At 42.0% G+C, this 18,810-nt stretch carries 7 protein-coding genes; 3 read left to right on the top strand and 4 right to left on the bottom strand.

Annotated elements, in window-relative coordinates; translation table 11 throughout:
- Positions 1-338: 338 nt before the first annotated feature.
- A complete protein-coding gene (recD2, locus tag AAA970_RS11370; RefSeq protein ID WP_338237202.1) occupies positions 339-2,888 on the top strand; it encodes an SF1B family DNA helicase RecD2 in 2,550 nt (849 codons plus the stop codon).
- Positions 2,889-2,968: 80 nt separating this feature from the next.
- Entirely contained in the window at positions 2,969-3,439 is a 471-nt protein-coding gene (locus AAA970_RS11365; protein WP_338237201.1) for a DUF6756 family protein, read from the top strand.
- A gap of 112 nt (positions 3,440-3,551) precedes the next feature.
- Here AAA970_RS11365 and AAA970_RS11360 read toward each other — a convergent pair whose 3' ends face one another.
- The 4 genes from AAA970_RS11360 to AAA970_RS11345 form a co-directional block, all read right to left on the bottom strand.
- Positions 3,552-5,636, bottom strand: a complete 2,085-nt coding sequence (locus AAA970_RS11360) for a T9SS type A sorting domain-containing protein (protein WP_338237200.1) — start codon at positions 5,634-5,636, stop codon at positions 3,552-3,554.
- A gap of 710 nt (positions 5,637-6,346) precedes the next feature.
- Positions 6,347-8,416: a T9SS type A sorting domain-containing protein gene (locus AAA970_RS11355; protein WP_338237199.1), complete on the bottom strand. Its 2,070-nt coding sequence runs from the start codon at positions 8,414-8,416 to the stop codon at positions 6,347-6,349.
- 991 nt (positions 8,417-9,407) lie between these two features.
- A complete protein-coding gene (locus AAA970_RS11350; protein WP_338237198.1) occupies positions 9,408-10,766 on the bottom strand; it encodes a GAF domain-containing protein in 1,359 nt (452 codons plus the stop codon).
- Positions 10,767-11,290: 524 nt separating this feature from the next.
- Complete coding sequence (locus AAA970_RS11345; RefSeq protein WP_338237197.1) at positions 11,291-17,173, bottom strand: carboxypeptidase-like regulatory domain-containing protein; 5,883 nt, start codon at positions 17,171-17,173, stop codon at positions 11,291-11,293.
- Positions 17,174-17,475: 302 nt separating this feature from the next.
- Between AAA970_RS11345 and AAA970_RS11340 the strand changes: the two genes are divergently transcribed.
- The gene (locus AAA970_RS11340) at positions 17,476-18,696 is read left to right on the top strand and encodes a bifunctional alpha/beta hydrolase/OsmC family protein (protein ID WP_338237196.1); all 1,221 of its coding nucleotides are present in this window, start codon (positions 17,476-17,478) and stop codon (positions 18,694-18,696) included.
- Positions 18,697-18,810: the final 114 nt, after the last annotated feature.

Genomic DNA, 18,810 nt, shown 5'->3' with positions numbered 1-18,810 from the left:
ATGCTTTAAACTGCTGTTGAGATATCAGGTTTTAGATTTTTAACCCAAATTATTCACCGCTAGATTCAGGGAATTACTTTAACTGGCTAATTATCAATGTGGTGTATTCGTGTTGATAGATTTTTTAATAACCCAAATTTGGGTAAGCTTGCTTTCTCCTCATTCATCTGCTTCGTTGGAAAAAACTTGAAATAGGGAACTATTCCTTCATTTTTCCCGCCTTGCAGTTAAACGAGGATTTAAGCATGAATAATCCGGGTTAAAAGATTTGGGGGATTTTTGATTTTAGGCGAAATCCGAAAAGCTTATTAACTTAGGGGATAATCCAAAGCAAAGGCATGAATTCACCAACGGGCATCATCAAAGAAGAACTAAAAGGAACTGTTGAAAGAGTGACTTTCCATAGTGAGGAAAGTGGATATAGTGTACTTCGGGTGATTCCCGTGGACCGGAAAAATGAGCAACTAACGGTCACGGTGCATCAGGGAAAGGTTTTTGCCGGCGGGACTTTTTTATTTGAAGGGACTTATACAGAGCATCCAAAATACGGGCAGCAGTTCAAGGCGGAGAAGATGCTGGAACTGAAGCCTGCCTCTGCCTCTGCTTTAGAAAAGTATTTGGGTTCCGGCCTGATCTATGGCGTAGGGCCAGTAACGGCCAAGCGGATTGTGAAGCATTTTGGGGAGAAAACCTTAGATGTTTTTGAAGAGGAGATGGATCGGCTTCAGGAGGTTCCCGGTATCGCTTCAAACAAATTGGAAACGATTCGCAAGTCCTGGCTGGAGCACCGTTCCATCCGGAATGTGATGATGTTCCTGCAGGAATATGGGATCAGTACTTTGTATGCGGTTAAGATTTTTAAGCAATATGAGCATGAAGCCATTGAGATTGTTTCATCGAACCCCTACCGACTTTCCCGTGATATTTATGGCATCGGATTTTTCTCCGCCGATAAAATCGCCCTGAGTATGGGCTTTGCTGAAGACAGTCCCGAGCGGGTTTCTGCTGCTATTAAACATGTGTTGGCCGCTAGTAGAGAGGAAGGACATTGTTATCTGTTGCTGGGGCAAATTTTGGAGCAGTGTATAGCGCTATTGAAGTTGCAAGGCGCTGAGGAATTGATCCAGCAGAATTTGCTTAGCATGGAGCAGGAGAATGAGCTCCGCACGCGCAGGCTTATCAAAGAGGGGGAAGAAGTTATCGCTTATTATTCCAAGACTTTATATTACGATGAGCTGACGGTCGTCAATGAGCTGGAGCGCCTGACCAAAACCAAAATAAAGGTGGACCAAAAGCGGGTGAAGAATTGGTTGAACAGGTTCAATGAAAAACAACCTTTTCCATTGAGCGATGAGCAAACTGACTCCGTTGCCGGCGTAGTAGGACAGTCGGTGAGTGTATTGACCGGAGGCCCAGGTTGTGGGAAAACCACGACGACCAAAGCCATTGTACAATTGGCCGTGGCCATGGGGCGAAAAGTGCTTTTGGCGGCACCTACCGGCCGCGCATCGCAGCGAATGGCGGAGGTGATCGGTCGGGAAGCACAAACCATTCATCGATTGCTGGTCTTTGATCCGGTGCAAGGAGGATTCAAAAAAGGGGAGGAGGATCCTTTGGAGGGAGATTTTATCATCGTAGATGAGTGTTCCATGCTGGACATCAGTCTGACGGCTTCCTTATTGAAGGCCATTCCGATGGGCGCGCAGGTGCTGTTCATTGGGGATGCGGATCAGTTGCCCAGTGTAGGGGCCGGAAATGTGCTGAAAGACATGATGGACAGTGGCCGGATTCCGGTATTTGCGCTTACGCAGATTTTCCGACAGGGAAAGGAGTCAAAAATCATTACCTATGCCCACCAGATCAATGCCGGACAAATTCCCAAGGTGAAAAGTCCGATTCAGCAAAAGACTTATTGGAAATCGGAGGATTGCTTGTTCATTGATGCCGAGGAGGCCACGCAACCACAGGCGCAATTCATCAAAAAGATTCAAAAGACGATGAAATCTGTTTTGGAATCCGGACAGACGGCCGTGGTAAGAGAAGCGGACGGTCATTATCAACGGGTAGAAAAAGCGGAGGAAGATTATTATCTGGAAAATCTGGAAGAGACCGAATTGGAGCAGATTAGAAGAGAAGGCATATCCAAATACACCTTCAATGTTCCGCAGCAATTTATGCATGTGGATGTTTACCAATTGCTGAATTCCCCCTCTTATGCCGATGGCTTGCAGAAAATTCTGAAAGGCGTACATCCCTGGTCAACGTTGAATTATGGTTTTTCAGCTTCGGACATGGTCGTGCGTTTGTACGCACAAACCCTTCCGCAGATGCTGGGAGAAGGCCGGGAGATTCAGGTACTCACGCCGATGACCAAAGGATCTCTGGGTACGCGTAATTTGAATATGCTCATCCAGCATGCTGCCAACCCTGCCGCAGAAAATAAACCGCAGATCACGGTCGGTGATCGATTTTTCCGCGTAGGCGATCGGGTGATTCAAAAGCGGAACAACTATGATTTGGAAGTTTTTAACGGGGATATCGGAAAAATTTCGACCGTCAATCCAGTGGATTTTACCATGAAAATCAATTATGGCGGAAGAATAGTAGAATATAACCGGGAAGCCGTCATGGAGTTGGATTTGGCCTATGCCATCACCATTCATAAGTCCCAGGGCTCCGAATTTGATGCCGTGATTTTGCCCGTGGCCACCCAGCATTTTAAAATGCTCTACCGGAATTTGATCTATACCGGACTCACCCGCGCGAAAAAACAGGCGGTCTTTTTGGGAAGCAGAAAGTCCATGGGGCTCGCTGTGAAGAATGTCGATAACCGTAAACGACAAACCTGTCTGAAGGCTTTGATCGCGAGGATGGAGGTGAGTGAGTAGGGGGCTAGGGAGGGTAGTAGATTTTTTTTAAGTGATTGGCAGGTTGGTGGAATGGCGTTTATTTCACGAATAAGGTAAAAATGGGAGTAGTAAAAGAGGAAATTTCAACCGCTATAGAGACATTAAATTATTCAGCTGACCAAATAGCGCTTTTAAGTTTTGATATGGGTAGCACATTGTACTATGAGCTCCTTAATAGTTTTGTTAAGTCAGGAGACCGGCGATGGTGGTGGGAGGATTTTAAGCAAGCTTCATTTGATTTTCAAAAATATGAAAAACCATTTGAGAAATTGAAGGAAATTATTCCTGACCAGAATGAAAAAGTTTGGCTAATGGTGGAAGATGACCTTGAGGCGTATTATCCTATTTATGACTGCAATCCGTCCATTATTGGGGAAATTATCGGGGAATGCTTCGGCTTTGAATATTATGTGATCAATAAAAATAAGGATTGGCTACTTTGTGAAAATCATCATGGGAGATTAATTGGTTTGGGAGATGAATTGAGGGAGAAGAATATCGATAAGATTATAAATCACGAGGAAGATTGAAATTAATGACCAGCGCTCAGTAGTAGTGCTTTTACCCTTGGGGCACAGGAAATATGGTGGGGAAAGCATAAAACAAGAGTAGCCACCAACACGATGGCTACTCCTGTAAGGATTATTGTTTTAAAAGCTTGAATACGGCTTGTTTGCTCCCGGAAGTCAATACAATGTGGTAAACACCAGCAGACAGATCCCCGATGAAATACTGATTTTCTCCTCCAGGATAGGTTCTTACCTGCTGGCCGGCGGCATTCATAATCTTCAATTCCTGAACTTCTGCTGGTCCCGAGATACGGAAATAGTCAGTGGCCGGATTCGGCATCAGCTGGAAACCGAATGCCTCATCTGTAGCCAATACGACATCATCATTTTCCTCCTCAAAATCACGGTAATAATACTTTATTCTGTGGTTTCTGGCCCACTCCGGATACTGGCGATCATAATAATCCACCCATTTTAAGGACTGTGTTCCTGTATAATATTCCCTCCGTTCATCGTACTCCAACACCCAATCGTCTTTTCCTGCATCCCATCTCCAATTGGTTCGAAGATAGATCTCCAAATTACCTGATACATTATTTTTGGTGCTATCTGTCAGACTTTTATGTGTGCCAACTAGCTTTTTTGCATCATGGTCATATTGATAACTCTCCCAGCTGTAAAAACCATTCCGAATTTCCTTTAAAGTTTTTGCTTTCAACAGCCATGATTGGCTTTCTCTTAAATAGGAATACCTCTCATTCAATATTTCATCCCCTGCCTCATTATATTCGAGTACCGTCTTGGTATCTCCCACCCAATCATTCAGGCTTGTGCTCCAATTGTAGCTTTCATTTAGTAGGTTTCGTTCATGGTCATCATAAGATTTGATTCCCTTTCTTCGATTCAACCATTGTTGAGTATCCTTAGACCAATCTTGGTAGAGGTCTTCGCTTTCTTGTTTCTCCGCTCCATTATATTGGTAAACATGTCGGGAATAGGGCCTTTTTTGCCCCTCCTCAAGATAATAATCCATCGCAATAATTTTACGTCCCATTTCATCAAGGGTGGTTTCTGTTCCCCTGCAAAAAGAGGCATTTCCATTGTGGATGTTGCAGCTTCTGAAGTCTGTTCCTTTTTCTGTTCGTATCTCATAAGACTTAGCATATTGCACCCACACTTCACCTTCTTTATCAAAATTATTTTCTACCATCAAGGTGTCTCCCTGATCATAGGCATAATGAGTGAAATGGTTATGCTTCCATGCATCCTCATCGTGTGCTCTGTTAGAGCGATAATGGGCTGTCTTTTTCCCTTCTTCATATACATTCAAATGGCGTTCACTGGAGGTAAAGTGGGCACCTTCACTTTGCCACATGGTAAGACTCAATTCATTCCCGTCTTCATCATGTTCGGAACGCCCCTTATTGATGGCTATCCAGCCTTCTCCATCCCAATTGTAGTGTTCATAATAAGTGTATAAAGGGGACCAGGCTTGGGTCGTTCGACTTCCTCTGATCGTATCTCCCTCTGTGTTAAAATACAGCCATTCAGAATTGTACCACCTTTCCGTTGTACTTTCATACCATTCACTTGAGGTTATCTGTCTTACTTTATAAGGTTGACCGTTTTCCGGGTTTAGTTCATAAACATGCAGAATGGTGATGGGAGGATGGTTATCGGAGTATTTATATTCCGTTTTTGACCGCATTTCCAGTGTGCCTGTTTCTGGGTTGAATACTTTATACAGTTGAGATATCCTTCTGCCCTCTTGGTCATATTCAAAGAAATTTAGGTTTCGGACTTCGGATTCTGTGGGCGAAATCAATGTGTCTCTTTGCTCTTGTATAAGTAAATCCTGATCATTATATCCAAACATAGATCTTCCGAAATTTATCCATTTCTTGGTGGACTCATCCACAACACGGGAAAGGGTGCTGTCCGGTAGCATATCGGATTTTACTTTGGTCTGAGCCAAATGGGGTGCATTGATGGATTCCCAATGCCTTAATTCTTCCCGGTAAAGACTATCCAAGCGGCATAATTCAGCCTGAACCGCCATGCTGTCATTTCCATATATGACTTTAGCGTGTTGCTTTGTAAAGGTTATCTGTTGTTGTAATGCTTCTGCTATCCGGACATTCCTGTTGGGCAGGCTACGCTGTGCATTTACTGCATGTCCTATGATAAATGCCAGTAGCAGTGTTGAGAATTTTTTCATTCCATTGAATAAGTTGAGTATGAGTAAATGGTGGCGTCATAAGGGGTTTTTAATGTTTTAATCTCTTTAAAAATTAAATGGATGAGATGTGTTATGCGTTTCCGTTGGTGTCGGTTTTAATTGAAGATATAGATTTATACATCTGTTTTAATATGGTGATTGATGAGTTGTGTGATTGATTTTCAGTGGATTATATTTAGTTTATTTGTGTTTTTTGTGATTAATCATCGAAATAATATTATATATATGATAAATAAAAATATTGTATCATATCATTTTTGATAGAAGATGATCAGAGGTAAATCCATTCCTGATATTTACTTAGTCAGGAGTGTGTTGGATTATTTTTCATCGATATCAAATGATGAAAATATTAATTATAGATTAGAGAAATGTTTTTAAATTAATGTTTGAGAGTGGCTATCTGTATATGGTATTGGGTTGAATGGAAGTCAGATTGTTGTTCTAGTTGCTTGAAAAGTTGGGAAGGGTCAGGGAGCAACGGTCTCCGATTGGTTAAGGTGAGACAGAATGTTGTGGGTAAATGGTTGAGGATGCGGGAAGTGAATGAGAACATCAGAAGAGGTGTGAGGTGCATTTTCCTCGATGGGCGATTAGTCTCATGTTTTAATACCAAGGGTGCTGGGAGTAGGGCTATGGGAAAAACAAAACAGGAGTAGCCACCAATAAGACAGCTACTCCTGTAAGGATTATTGTTTTAAAAGCTTGAATACTGCTTGTTTGCTCCCGGAAGTCAATACAATGTGGTAAACACCAGCAGACAGATCCCCGATGAAATACTGACTTTCTCCTCCAGGATAAGTTCTTACCTGCTGGCCGGAGGCTTTCATAATCTTCAATTCCTGAACTTCTGCTGGTCCCGAGATACGGAAATAGTCAGTGGCCGGATTCGGCATCAGCTGGAAACCGAATGCCTCATCTGTAGCCAATACGACATCATCATTTTCCTCCTCAAAATCACGGTAATAATACTTTATTCTGTGGTTTCTGGCCCACTCCGGATACTGGCGATTATAATAATCCACCCATTTCAAGTATTTCGTTCCTTCATAACGTTCCTGCCGAATATCGTATTCCAAAACCCAATTTTCCTCTGTTACATCCCATTCCCATGTGGCAAATCGGTATATTTCGAAATTGCCTGATGCACCATTGTTCGTGCTTTCCATCAGGCTTTTATGAGTTCCAACCAGTTTTTGAATATCATAATCATATTGATAACTTTCTAAGCTTTCAAAACCTTCCCGGATCTCATTCATAATTTTGTAACTTAACAACCAGGATTGACTTTCCTTCAAATAGGTATAATTCTCATACAATGTTTCGGCTCCTGCCTCATTATATTCGCGAACCGACTTAAAAGTTCCTTCCCAATCATTTAAAAGAGTGCTCCAAGAGGATCTTTCAAATAGTATATTCTTGCCTTGGTCATTATATGATTGAATGATTTTTTCAATATTTAACCATTGCTCAGTATCCTCAGACCAAAATTGTAAGACGTCTTTACTTTCACGTTTCTCGGATCCATTGTATTGGTATATATGTCGATAAGTGGGTACTTTTTCTTCCCCCTGAATGTAGAAATCCATTACCATGGTTTTGCGTTTCATTTCATCAAGGGTGGTTTCTTTTCCTCCTAATAAATACATTTCTCCATTCCGGATTTCATAGCGCCAAAAATCCACTCCTTTTTCTGAAGGTAGCTCAAAGGACTTGGTATATTGCACCCAGACTTCTCCTTGTTTATTAAAATTATCCTCTACCATTAAGGTATCCCCTTGATTATAGGATAAATGGGTCAAGTAGATGTCTTTCCATGCTTCTTCATCATGCTCCCGTTTGGAATAATATTGGGCTGTTAATTTGCCCTCTTCATATTCATAGCTATTACGTTCGCTGGAGGTAAACTGGGTGCCTTCATTTTGCCAAAAGACATGGCTTATAAGATTCTGGTCTTCATCATACCTATTATGATATTTATTCATGGGAGCCCAGTCTTTTCCATTCCATTGGTAATTTTCAGAGAATTTTGTTAAGGGCGACGAAATCCGAGTTTCACGGCGTCCTAGGATGGTATCTCCTTCCGTGTTAAGATCCAGCCATTCAGTATATTGCCAATGCTCCGCTGGTTTATCACTGATAGTACTTTGGGATGCTTTATACAGCTGTCCGTTTTTCGGATTTAGCCCATATAAATGTGTGATGGTAGTATATTCATTCGGAAACTTATATTCCTTTTTTGACCGCTCATCGAAGACACCGGTTTCCAAATTATATTCTTTGACAAGTAGGGAAAGCATTCTGCCCTCTTGGTCATATTCAAAAGAAGTGAGGGTACGTGCTTCAGATTCGGTTGTTGAAATTAATGTATCTTTTTGCTGTTGTGTAAGTAAATCCTGATCATTATATCGGTACAAGGTACGTTCGAAGTCTATCCATTTTTTAGTGGGGTCATCGAAAACGCGAACCAATGTACTGTCCAGCTTCATGCTGGATTTTACTTTGGCCTGAGTGAAATATGGATTATTTATGACCTCCCAATGCCTCAGCTCTTCCTGATAAAGACTATCCAGTCGCCAAAATTCTCGTTGAACCGCAATGCTATCATGACCGAACATGGCTTTAGCCTGTTCCTTTCTAAAGGTCATCTGTTGTTGTAGTGCTTCTGCTATTCGGACGTTTTTGTCCGGTAGGCTGCGCTGTGCATTTACTGCATGTGCTCCGATAAAAGACAATAACAAGAATAAAGTTTTCTTCATTCGATTAAATAGGTTAAGTGTGATTTAAATATCATAAGGCGATTTGAGGGGTCACCTTTATGAAATATTAAAAATTTAAGTAGAAACATTCCTCGAACTTTATTTCAAATTGAAAAGTCCAGATTCAGATGTCCATTTGAAAAAATAATAAACACTCCTTTCGACGGCTTAACGGCTGGCAGGGGTGTCAGATATATTATATCCATTTTCAACTATTATTAATCATTGAAATAATTCAATATAGTTGATAAATAAAAATATTATTCGACATCATTTTTGGAGTCGTTTGAAGGCGCTGAATTTGAGGGGTATAAGATTTCTACGATTTCGTCTTTTACATTTAAAAAACGAAGCTGTTAACCAGGGAAATTTTCTTTAATAGGATTGAATTTTTCGGAATAGCCTTCCTCTTAGATGTGCATAATAGGGGAGTCAAAAATGGAAAAGGCGTAGGGTAGAATTCCGATTTTGAGCAAATAATAGCAGCAAATTCTTCCTACTGAATTCTCCTTTTCAGGGCGCTTTCTGAAGTGCGTAACTGAAAAAAGTCCGGGAATGCGGATCTGAAAATGTAGCTTTGATGAATTTTTAGTCTGTGGAGGACTTGAAGTAAAGGGTAGTGCATTTATGGTCGGTTCAAAGGCAATGGTACTTTGTTGATGCTGCTAAACCCGAATTATTCATTACTATATTTATTGTAGCTTACTTGATGTTAATATTTTGTGAATAGATTGGCTGGTTTTTTAATAGCTCAAATTGGATTAAGTTTTCTCCTCCTTCATCTGCTTCGTTGTAAAAAAATGAAATAGACAACTCTTCTTTCATTTTTCCCGCCATGCAGCTAAAGGAGGATTTAAGCATGCAGGACTCGGGTTAAAAAACAAGCAAGTGGAACACTGGCCAGTTGGGCTTTGAAGGAAAAAAGGGGCGTACGGAAAATAGGAATAAAAACCCCATTCTCTTAATGGGAATGGGGTTTGGGCTTTTTCTCTCAATGAGATTCCACTAAAGGTTTTTGCTTTTGCAGCTCCTCAATTTTTTCTAACAGCATTTTCCGCTCTCGTTCAAATTGTTCCTGAGTGGAGGATAATTCTTCAATGTTTTGTCTCATTTCCTCTTCCTGGGCGGAAAGCTTCTGAGCCTGTTTTTGAGAGGCTTGTAATAATTTTTTGGTTTCGGCTGTTGATTTTGACTGTTCTATGGCACTGGCTAAAATTTCACATAGATTAAGGAAAAATGCTCTTTGATGATCTTCCAGTGCTTTGAAGCTGGCTGTTTCCACCACCCCTAAAACTTTATCCCCGACTTTTAATGGAGCAAGGCAAAGGCATTTTGGTGTGGCCTCGCCCAGTCCGGAAGTAATTTTGGTATAACCTTCGGGAATTTCCAAAAGGTAAATTTCGTCTTTCTCTAAAAAGCACTGGCCCAACAGGCCTTCTCCTGGCGCTACCACCGCCGTTATGTTTTTATTTCGTCCATAAGCATAGCAGGCTTCCATATTCAGGATGGTTTTATCATCCTGGGTCTGGGCAATAAAAATAGCGGCCTGATTCAGTTTCAGATATTCCACCATTTGCTTCATGAACTGGTCTTTTATATCTTCTAAATTGCCTTCTCGGAGTAGGGAAGAGAAGATATTAATCCCTTCCGTTTGCCATTGGCGCTTTTGCTCTTCTAATCGATAAAGTTCATTTTCCTTTTGTTGGTTTTCCAGATGTAGCCGCTGTTTTTCAAGCTCCTCCGTTTTTGACTCCATAGAGGAGAAAAGCTCCAGATTTTTTAAATGGGTTTTGTTTTTCATACCCTCTGAGAGTCGAATGGCGACAAGCAAAAAGCCCAGGCTGGTGGCAATATTTAGCTGAATAAAGGAAGTGTTATTCAGTATATCCAGTTCTAGTTTTTTGATACCAAAAGCATCTGAATAGGGAGATGCCAAAAGACCTATTAGGGTCAATATCCAAAGTGTCGCGGTGATGGACTTCTCCTTAAAAGAAAAATAAATGGAGCTTGAAATGGCAGCTGCCAGGATATACCCCATCATCCAGCTTCTGATCCCCATATCTGTTCGGAAATAAATGGCAAGAATGAAAGTAGGGATAAATAAGCCCGAAAAGGCAATAATTCGAGAAATAAGGTATTGTTGGTTTTTGGTGAGGACAAAGGCTGAGCAGAAACAAATGCAGGCAAATAGAGTGGGGAAATAGGCATCTCCCATTTCAATATAATTGAAAATAGTAAACCCAATGGAAGTAAAGATGCCAATTATTACTATTATATTTTGCGATTTGATATAGTCTTGAAGGTGCTCCGGGCATGCTTTCAAGCCGTTTTCGAAAATTGATTTGAACATTTTTTATAGTGTAGATTGATATTTCTACGAAAATAAGGGGATGCCTCTTTATGGAATTTAAAGATCAATTATCTTTTATTGGGTGAATTATTAAAGGTTATAGGGAGAGGGGATGGGTAATGGGGTGCTTGAATACTGGATAATACAGGGTAAATTGAAAGGTGGGTATTTATAAAATTATTAAGGCTTGTAATGGGGTGAGGCTGTAATTGGTGTAGTGGTTCGGTGGTTTTTTGCAATAATTTGGCAGTGAGTATTTTTTGGGGGTGGGTGTGTGATTTTTATTTGTAGGGTTTCCTTTTTGTTTCCTTGTCTGGATTTAGTTTTTTACTTCAATTATTTTCTTAAATATTTGGTAGTGAGGGGTCTTAAGGCTGGTATTGACTTGAGGTCAGTTTAATGTTGCTTTAATGTAGATTTCTTTTTCTCTGACATTATTGGAGGATTTGTGACCTGTTCAGCTAAGAGGTAGGGGGGATTTCAATATGCTCCCTTCTTGGAGTAAGAAGAAGGGAGCATCCAATCTATAGTGTAGCGATACTTGGATCTGCTGTTATTTTAACTTTTTTAATTTTATTATTCCCATAAATCTGGGGATGATACATCAATTCCAATTTGGCAGGGAGCAAGTGATAGGTACCGACAAACCTTGGTAACAGGTCGATTTCAAAATGGTGCTCGCCCTTTTCTAAATGTTCGAGACTGATGAAAACCTGATCGTGATAATATTCCCGATTTTCTCCCAAAGGTTGTACTTTGTTTTCGTAGGTGCAGCCCGCCGGGATAGGAACTGTTAATAATATGAAATCGGCAGCTTTTTCCATGCTAACGGTAATCGTCATCTTGGTACTTTGACCAGCAATCAGGGGGCCGTCAAATTGGCTGTTAAGCTGAATGGCTCCGGTGCTGGCCTGTGGTGCAGGGTTCCAATGGTCTTGGTGGAAATTCACCATTAAGGGTAATCGGCCCTGCTTCTGCACTTTTATTTCAGGAGCATTATTTATTTGGCCTCTAGCAGGGAAGTTGTGGATGTTTACTTCCTCATTCAAACTGATGCTCAGTGCGGCATTCGTCGTATTTTTTTGCTTTTGGTCAAGTAATGCCTGAACCATTTGGATGGTCAGATAGGTGTTGCGCCAGCCTTCTTTCTGGCTTTCTTCCCAAATAAATAGTTGGAGTTTTTCGATCAATTCCTGATTGGGTTGAGCTTGATTTTTTTCAATCTCCAATGCCAGCAAACTGCATTTAAAATTTCCAGCATAAAATCCTCTTGAACTATGATCAGTATAGTAAATTCCACCATTAAGTGTTGTGCTTTGGTAGGCTTTCAATGAATCCAAACTCACGTCTTTGCCAAGCTTTTGTTGCACCTGCATCAGCTTAAGTTGTTGATAGATATTTTTCCTTTTATGATTACTGCTAATAGCTAAAGGGGCATCCAGATTTAAGTCAGGCTTGAGGCGATGTAGCGCCATCAGATTTTCCGGTTTTGGATAAGCCCTTCTCAATACCAGGTCCAATTGCTGATCGATCATTTTTTCTTTGGTCCATTTTACCCGGAAGCCATTTTCCTCCGCCATGCTGAGCGCCTCAATTACATGTTCATTCACCCAACTGCTGGTGGGACTTTTTCCCCACCACCCCCATCCGTAGTCGGAATTTTGATTTTTGGTGAGTTTTTGCAGGTAATTTTTAACTTCTTTATTATAGTCATATTGAAGGCTATCCCACTTCATTAGGGTCAGGGCAGCCATTAATTTTGTGGCCATCTGTTCATTACAATTGAAGGGATAGCTCATCGTCTTTTCCAGGGCATCAATGAGTAAATCTGCCTCATTGGCAAATACAGCATATTGAACAGGTCCTTTTTCAACGTCAAAATGGAAGGTTTGACTTTCGTTAGCTTGTAAAAAGGCAAATTGGCCAAAGCTTTCCTGCATGCCCAGCTTTTTTACCCGCAGTGTCTTTTCCTCTCCATCAAAATAGGCTTCTCCAGCTTTTTCTACCAAATATTTTATTTTTAGGGTGTCGGCTTTACTGCTGATATCCAGGCTGTCGATCAAATCCTCCTTCATTTTTTGCGATTTTTCCCATTGCGTTTTTCCGTTAATGGAGAAGCTACGTTTTATTTGGAAAGTATCCCCATTGAGGCTATTAATCTGTCCGATGGCTTTCAATTGATCCTCTGCCACTAAAAATTCCGGTATTTGAAGCTGGCCCATTAAGGGCTTGAAGGACTTTATGCTCGAAGAAGCCATTCCCGAACGCATTTTTTCATCCAGCCCCACGACGTGAATGTCCCATTTGGTGATGTCATCCGGGAAAGTATGGCGGAAAGTGGCTTTACCATTTTGATCCGTGACTAATTCCGGTTGCCAGAAGGCCACGTCATTGAAGTTACTACGCAAGGCACTTTCCGGATCTGAAAAAGCCGTCGGCAAGGCCGGGCTTTTCAGGTCTTCCAATTTAAGCCCCGGAATGGCATTTACCCCTCCTTTGGTTTCAATGATGATGACGCCATGGGCTGCCCGGCTACCATATATGGCCGTGGAGGCCGCGTCTTTCAGTACATTGATGGAGGCGATTTGATCTTGTGAAACAGGTAATTCCTTACCGGTGTAAATTTTCCCATCAATGACATACAGGGGTTCACCACTGTTTATACTCGATACTCCACGGATGCGAATGTTTCCGTCAGCCGGGGTACCATTGATGCTTACTCCGGCAATTCTTCCTTGTAGCTGCTGTCCAACCACCGAAACGGCACCGGTCAGGGAGCTTTTGTTTACTGTTCCATATCCAATCACGACTACTTCCTCTAAATTCTCTTCCTCAAAGGCTAACCTTATTGAGGAAGGGATAGAGAATATAGAATGGGTTTTGGATTTGTAGCCAATGAAGGAGAATTCCAACTCCGTATACTCCGCCGGAACAGTAAGGGAATATGCTCCACTGAAATTGGAAATGGTGCCGATGTTGGAGCCTTTGATTAATACATTGGCACCAGGAATAGGTTCTCCTTCTTCGTCGGTTACTATACCTGAGATCGTGACGCCCTCCATGTTAAATTGAGCCTCCACTAATTGATTGGTATTGATTTTTTTAATGGTTTCCTGTTTTTCCTCTATACTTTTGCCATGACTGTCCATGAGCATTTTGTAAATGGCTTCGCTGTGTTCATCTGCCGGTTTAATGTCCTCGGCTTTTAATCGCAGGAGATTTTGACCATTGCGCTTCAGGGCAATAGGCCTACTTTTCAGGTATTGACCATCTTCAAAAATCATATAGAGGGCAAAAGTACCCTTGGGCAGGCGATTGGCCTGTAGGCTATTACCACTTAAAGACAAGATGAAATTAGGGTCTTCCTGCATCTTCAAAATGGTCATCAGACGCTTTGGTGTTTTGGTGCCCCTTGGAAAACCAAAGGTTAGTCTGCAGCTTTTATCGGGATGAAAGTTTCTCGGATCCGGCAGGCTGCTCTTACTGACCTGATCAAAAGTATGGCCCTTTTTTAGCTGCTCAATGAGCGCTTGCGTAATGGCTAACTCATTCCAGGAAGGTTCGAAAGTCCGTTTTTGTAAATACTTTGGCGGTTCATAGCCCTTCCTTTCCCTCATTTTTAAAAGAGGTGGCTTCAGGTCGTATACAAAGCCAGGCTCGTGTATGAAATGATAGCGGTTGCTGTCCGGGAGTTCCACATTTACATTGCCCATCACCGGGCCGGCGATTTGAATACCATTGTTTCGCCAGCTTTGATTTTTGGCATCATTCAAAAGAAAATACTGTCCCCTGTTCAGCAGGGAGGCGTATTCCCCCGACCAGTGATTTTCAAAAACAAATTGAGTATTACCTAACCGGTCTAGATCCCCCTGAGATTGCTTTCTTTCTTGTTTGTAGCTTCTCACATTCGGGTGGTATTGATTGGGATCAATCGAAAGGATGGTTTTCTTACCGTCTTCCAGGTAAACACTATCCATGGTAATCAGCCATTCGGCTGTTCTTAATTTAAGCTGATGGTAGCCCGGAGTTGCTTTGAAAGAATAGGGCGCGTTGACGGTATTCCAGCTAAAATAAACCGGCATTCGATCCAAATAAACTACATGTACCTCCTGTGATGCTCCATTCTCCATGACGTAAGGCGCGAACTGGGTCGGTTGGTTGGGGAGGTCAAAAGCATGGTGAAATCCTGCAGCTTCCGGATAATGAAAGCGATAATACATCATGGAATCCAGTTGTTCCGTTTCACTCCATCTTTCAAGCTCCAGGGGGCCGGATCTTCTTCCCTGAACCTGCTTAACGCTAAAGCTATTGATATGATCTTTGGCTTTGGTCTTTTCCGCTGCCGTTGGTGGACTGGATAATTGATAATCAAATTTTGAAGTCAGTCCAAAGGCGGTCAGATTCAGGTCCGGAACGGGCGCTCCTTCCCAATTAGACGCGGTAATTTCCATCTCCACTTCCTGGCCCGGGAATATCATCGCAGGATGTTCCACTTCCAGTTTAATCTTGTTTTTCTTTAAAGGAATATGGTAGAATTTATTCTGAACCTCTCCTGCCCACAAATAAGAAACGGAAAGGTAATAGTCTTTTCGATTATTACTTTTTAAGTCTGTAGGGGTTTTAGATTTTAGCTTTACCTGCTTATTCCGGGAGTAGACGTAATACTGATAGGGGAGATTTAGGGGATTGCTGAAATGGAAATGGATGCTGTCTTTTTCCCTGACCGCAGCAGCTGAGAACCTACTTTCATGATTTTCCAGAAACTTTCGGTGTGAAATTTTGTCATGTTCGGCCACATAGGCTTTGTATAGAGGATTGATCTCGATTGCTGCCTGCCCGGTAAAATTGCCAATTTCCTCTCTATGCCCATAAGGATCTTCCCCCCATAGTTGGAAGGGCGCATTTTTTAAGGGCTTACCATCCTCCATTATTTTGACCAGTAGTGTACTGTTGTCTATCGAAAATTCAAAGTCCCTTTTATGGAAGTTGTATGAAATGTTTTCACTTTGGCTAATGGCTTTTTGGTCCGCCGTCAGCAATTTAATATGCACTTTTACGTCCATATTGGCCTTGGGGAAGGTCGCAGTGGGGAGGTTAATATTCAGTTTTCCATTGGCCGGTAGTCGTTTTTTTTGATAAAAAAGGGTGTCCGGAATAAAGACCATTTCTTCAAAGAAATCTTCCTGATTCACATATTTAAAAAGGACGGAAACGGTTGCTCCCTTCAGGGGCAGGTCGTTTTGATCCAGTCCTTTTACTTTAAAAGAGATGGAGTCATTTTTAGCGTAAGCTGTCTTCAGCCCCTCCAGCTCCATTCGTTGTTCGGTGAGTAAATAATCCTCATATCGGAAGTTGGCGTAGCTAAATTGGAGCTTTTCATGCTCAAAGGTTATCCGGTAACTCTTGTCAAGTTTTAGATTCAGGCTATCAGATAGCGGAAGTTGCCCCAACAGAATCCCTCCCTCTTCAAAGCTTTTTACCTCCAGGGGAATTCTGGTTTTCGAAGCATGCCTGCGGGAATAGTAACCAGACTCTTCCAGGTAAACCTTTACCGGACTTTGAAGGCGTCTGTGCTTATGATCGTATAAATAGGCTTTGAACTGCAGGGTGTCGGCGGGTTTGTACAAGGGTTTTGAAAATAGCACATAGCTGGTACCATTGCCCTTTCGGTAATAGTCGGATTCTCCAGTGAATAGCTTTTCCATGGCGTAAGCTGATTTCTTGAAGAAGTTGCGCGTGGAATTAATGGTGCCATATGGGTAATGGTGAGCGATTGATTTTACCCCATCAATGGGTAGGAACACCACATATCGGATCGGGAGCCAAAGGTATTTGACCGGTGTTCCGTAAATCACTTTATTGCCATTGCGTTTGAGGGGGCTATTATTCCTCTCCCGGTCTAAATCATAAAACAGCACCTGATCCCCTACAGTGACTTCCAGTAAGCCTTTTTTGTTGGATTTTTTATCCACATAAACCTGCTGGTCCGCCTGGTAATGTAATTTTTTATTACCCACCCGTACTTTTCCATTGGTGATGACTTTCCCCTGTGCATCAATAAGGGAGAGGACGAGGTCCGTTTTGTTGTCGATAATGTAGATCTCAAAATCCGCCTGTGAGCGTAATTCAAAGCTTTGTCGGTTTCCTTGCGCTTTTACTTTTAAAAAATTCCCGGGCTCCAAAGGTTGGTAATGTTCCAGGGAGTCAGTGGGGATAATGGCATATGGGGTCCCGTAATCCTCTAGATTACTGATGATTTTCTTACCACGATAAAAATCTCTGGCCTGATCCGGCTGCAGCTTAAAAATGAAGGTCTCATAAGAAGTATTCCTTATAGGGTAGGTTTGGGCAAATGAAACCGATTGAAAAAATAAGGTGAATAGAAGAAAAAGTAGAGTAGGACGCATTTTGAAAATTTTGATTGGCTTTAATTTACAAGAAGTATAAGTTTTTATGGGTGATAAATGTCGGTTTTTGGGGTGATAACAAAAAAAGGGAGTAGTAGAGATAGGATTTCCTTTTTTGGGGGGAAGAGGAGTCAATCATTTCAAGTGCTTTGGCCAAGCACTAAAAGGATACAATCAACTGGAAGTTCCGGCAAAAAATGCCTTCTGGTGGGCGATTATTCGTCAAAACGGTTTTGTTTTTCGTGCCAAACGACGAGGCTGAAATATCGTTAGCATCGACAGAGACCAGAACAAAACCAAACATGAAAACAGAAAAGATTTCTTTTACCAATCCGGAGGGTCAACAACTTTCCGCCTTATTGGATATTCCTTTAGGCCAGCAGCCTTCCGCCTATGCGATTTTTGCCCATTGCTTTACCTGTAGTAAAAATTTGATGGCAGTTAAGCACATTGCCTTGGCTTTAACACAAAAAGGAATTGCGGTATTTCGATTTGACTTTGCGGGTTTGGGCCAAAGTGAGGGGGAGTTTGCGGCTACCAATTTTTCATCCAATGTAGGAGATTTATTAGCGGCTTATGACTACCTGCAGGAAACTCACAAGGCACCGGCTTTTTTGATTGGGCATTCTCTTGGTGGTGCGGCAGTGATCATGGCTGCTGCACAGCTTCCGGAATTAAAAGGGGTGGTGACCATCGGTGCCCCTGCAGATCCTTTTCATGTTACGGCATTAATCGGGGACGATGGTTTGAAAAAATTAGAAGAGGAGGGCACTGCAGAAATCAATATCGGGGGGCGCCTTTTTCAGTTGGCGCATCAATTTGTGAAAGATTTGGAGCAGCAAAATTTATTAGAATGTCTGAAAAAGATGCGCCAAAAACATTTTTTATTTATGCATTCTCCGCAGGACGCTATTGTAGAGATTGAAAATGCCAAATCTTTGTATGCTGCGGCTTTTCATCCTAAAAGCTTTATTTCGCTTGATGGGGCAGACCATTTGTTAGGAGAAGAGGCTGATGCCCGCTATGTCGGGGAGGTCATCGGAGCTTGGTCTAATCGCTTTATTTTGGCTCCGCCAAAACTGGAAAGCGAGGCTACGGTGGCGGTGCGTATCGGGCAAGAAAAATATACCACAGAAATAAAGGCCGGCAATATCCAATTGCTGGCAGATGAACCGCAATCGGCAGGGGGGCAAAATTTAGGGCCCGGCCCCTATGAGCTGGTCACCGCCGGGCTGGGGGCCTGTACCGCCATGACGCTCCGAATGTATGCCGACCATAAAGGTTGGCCATTGGAAGAGGTTCTGGTAGAGTTGTCTCATGAAAAAAAGCACTTTGCTGATATGGAGTCTGTGAAGGAGGGTGATTCGGCGAATAAAATTGATGTGTTTCAACGAAAAATCAGAATTGAAGGGCCATTATCCGCCGAGCAAAAACAACGATTACTGGAAATCGCAAACCGATGCCCTGTGCACCGCACATTGCATTCCGAGGTGATAATCGAAACTACAATTTTGGAAGAGTAAAGTTATTTTTTTGGTAAGTTTACTTTTCGGTTTCTTTTTTTTCTGTATTTGATTATAATTTCATTAAAAACACTTCACTTGCGTGTTTAGGTTTAAAATACAGGAATGAATTGA

This window comes from Persicobacter diffluens (assembly GCF_036244895.1).
GTDB lineage: Bacteria > Bacteroidota > Bacteroidia > Cytophagales > Cyclobacteriaceae > Persicobacter > Persicobacter diffluens.
The sequence above is the reverse complement of the archived record's forward strand: the minus strand, read 5'-3'. Positions and strand labels throughout refer to the sequence as shown.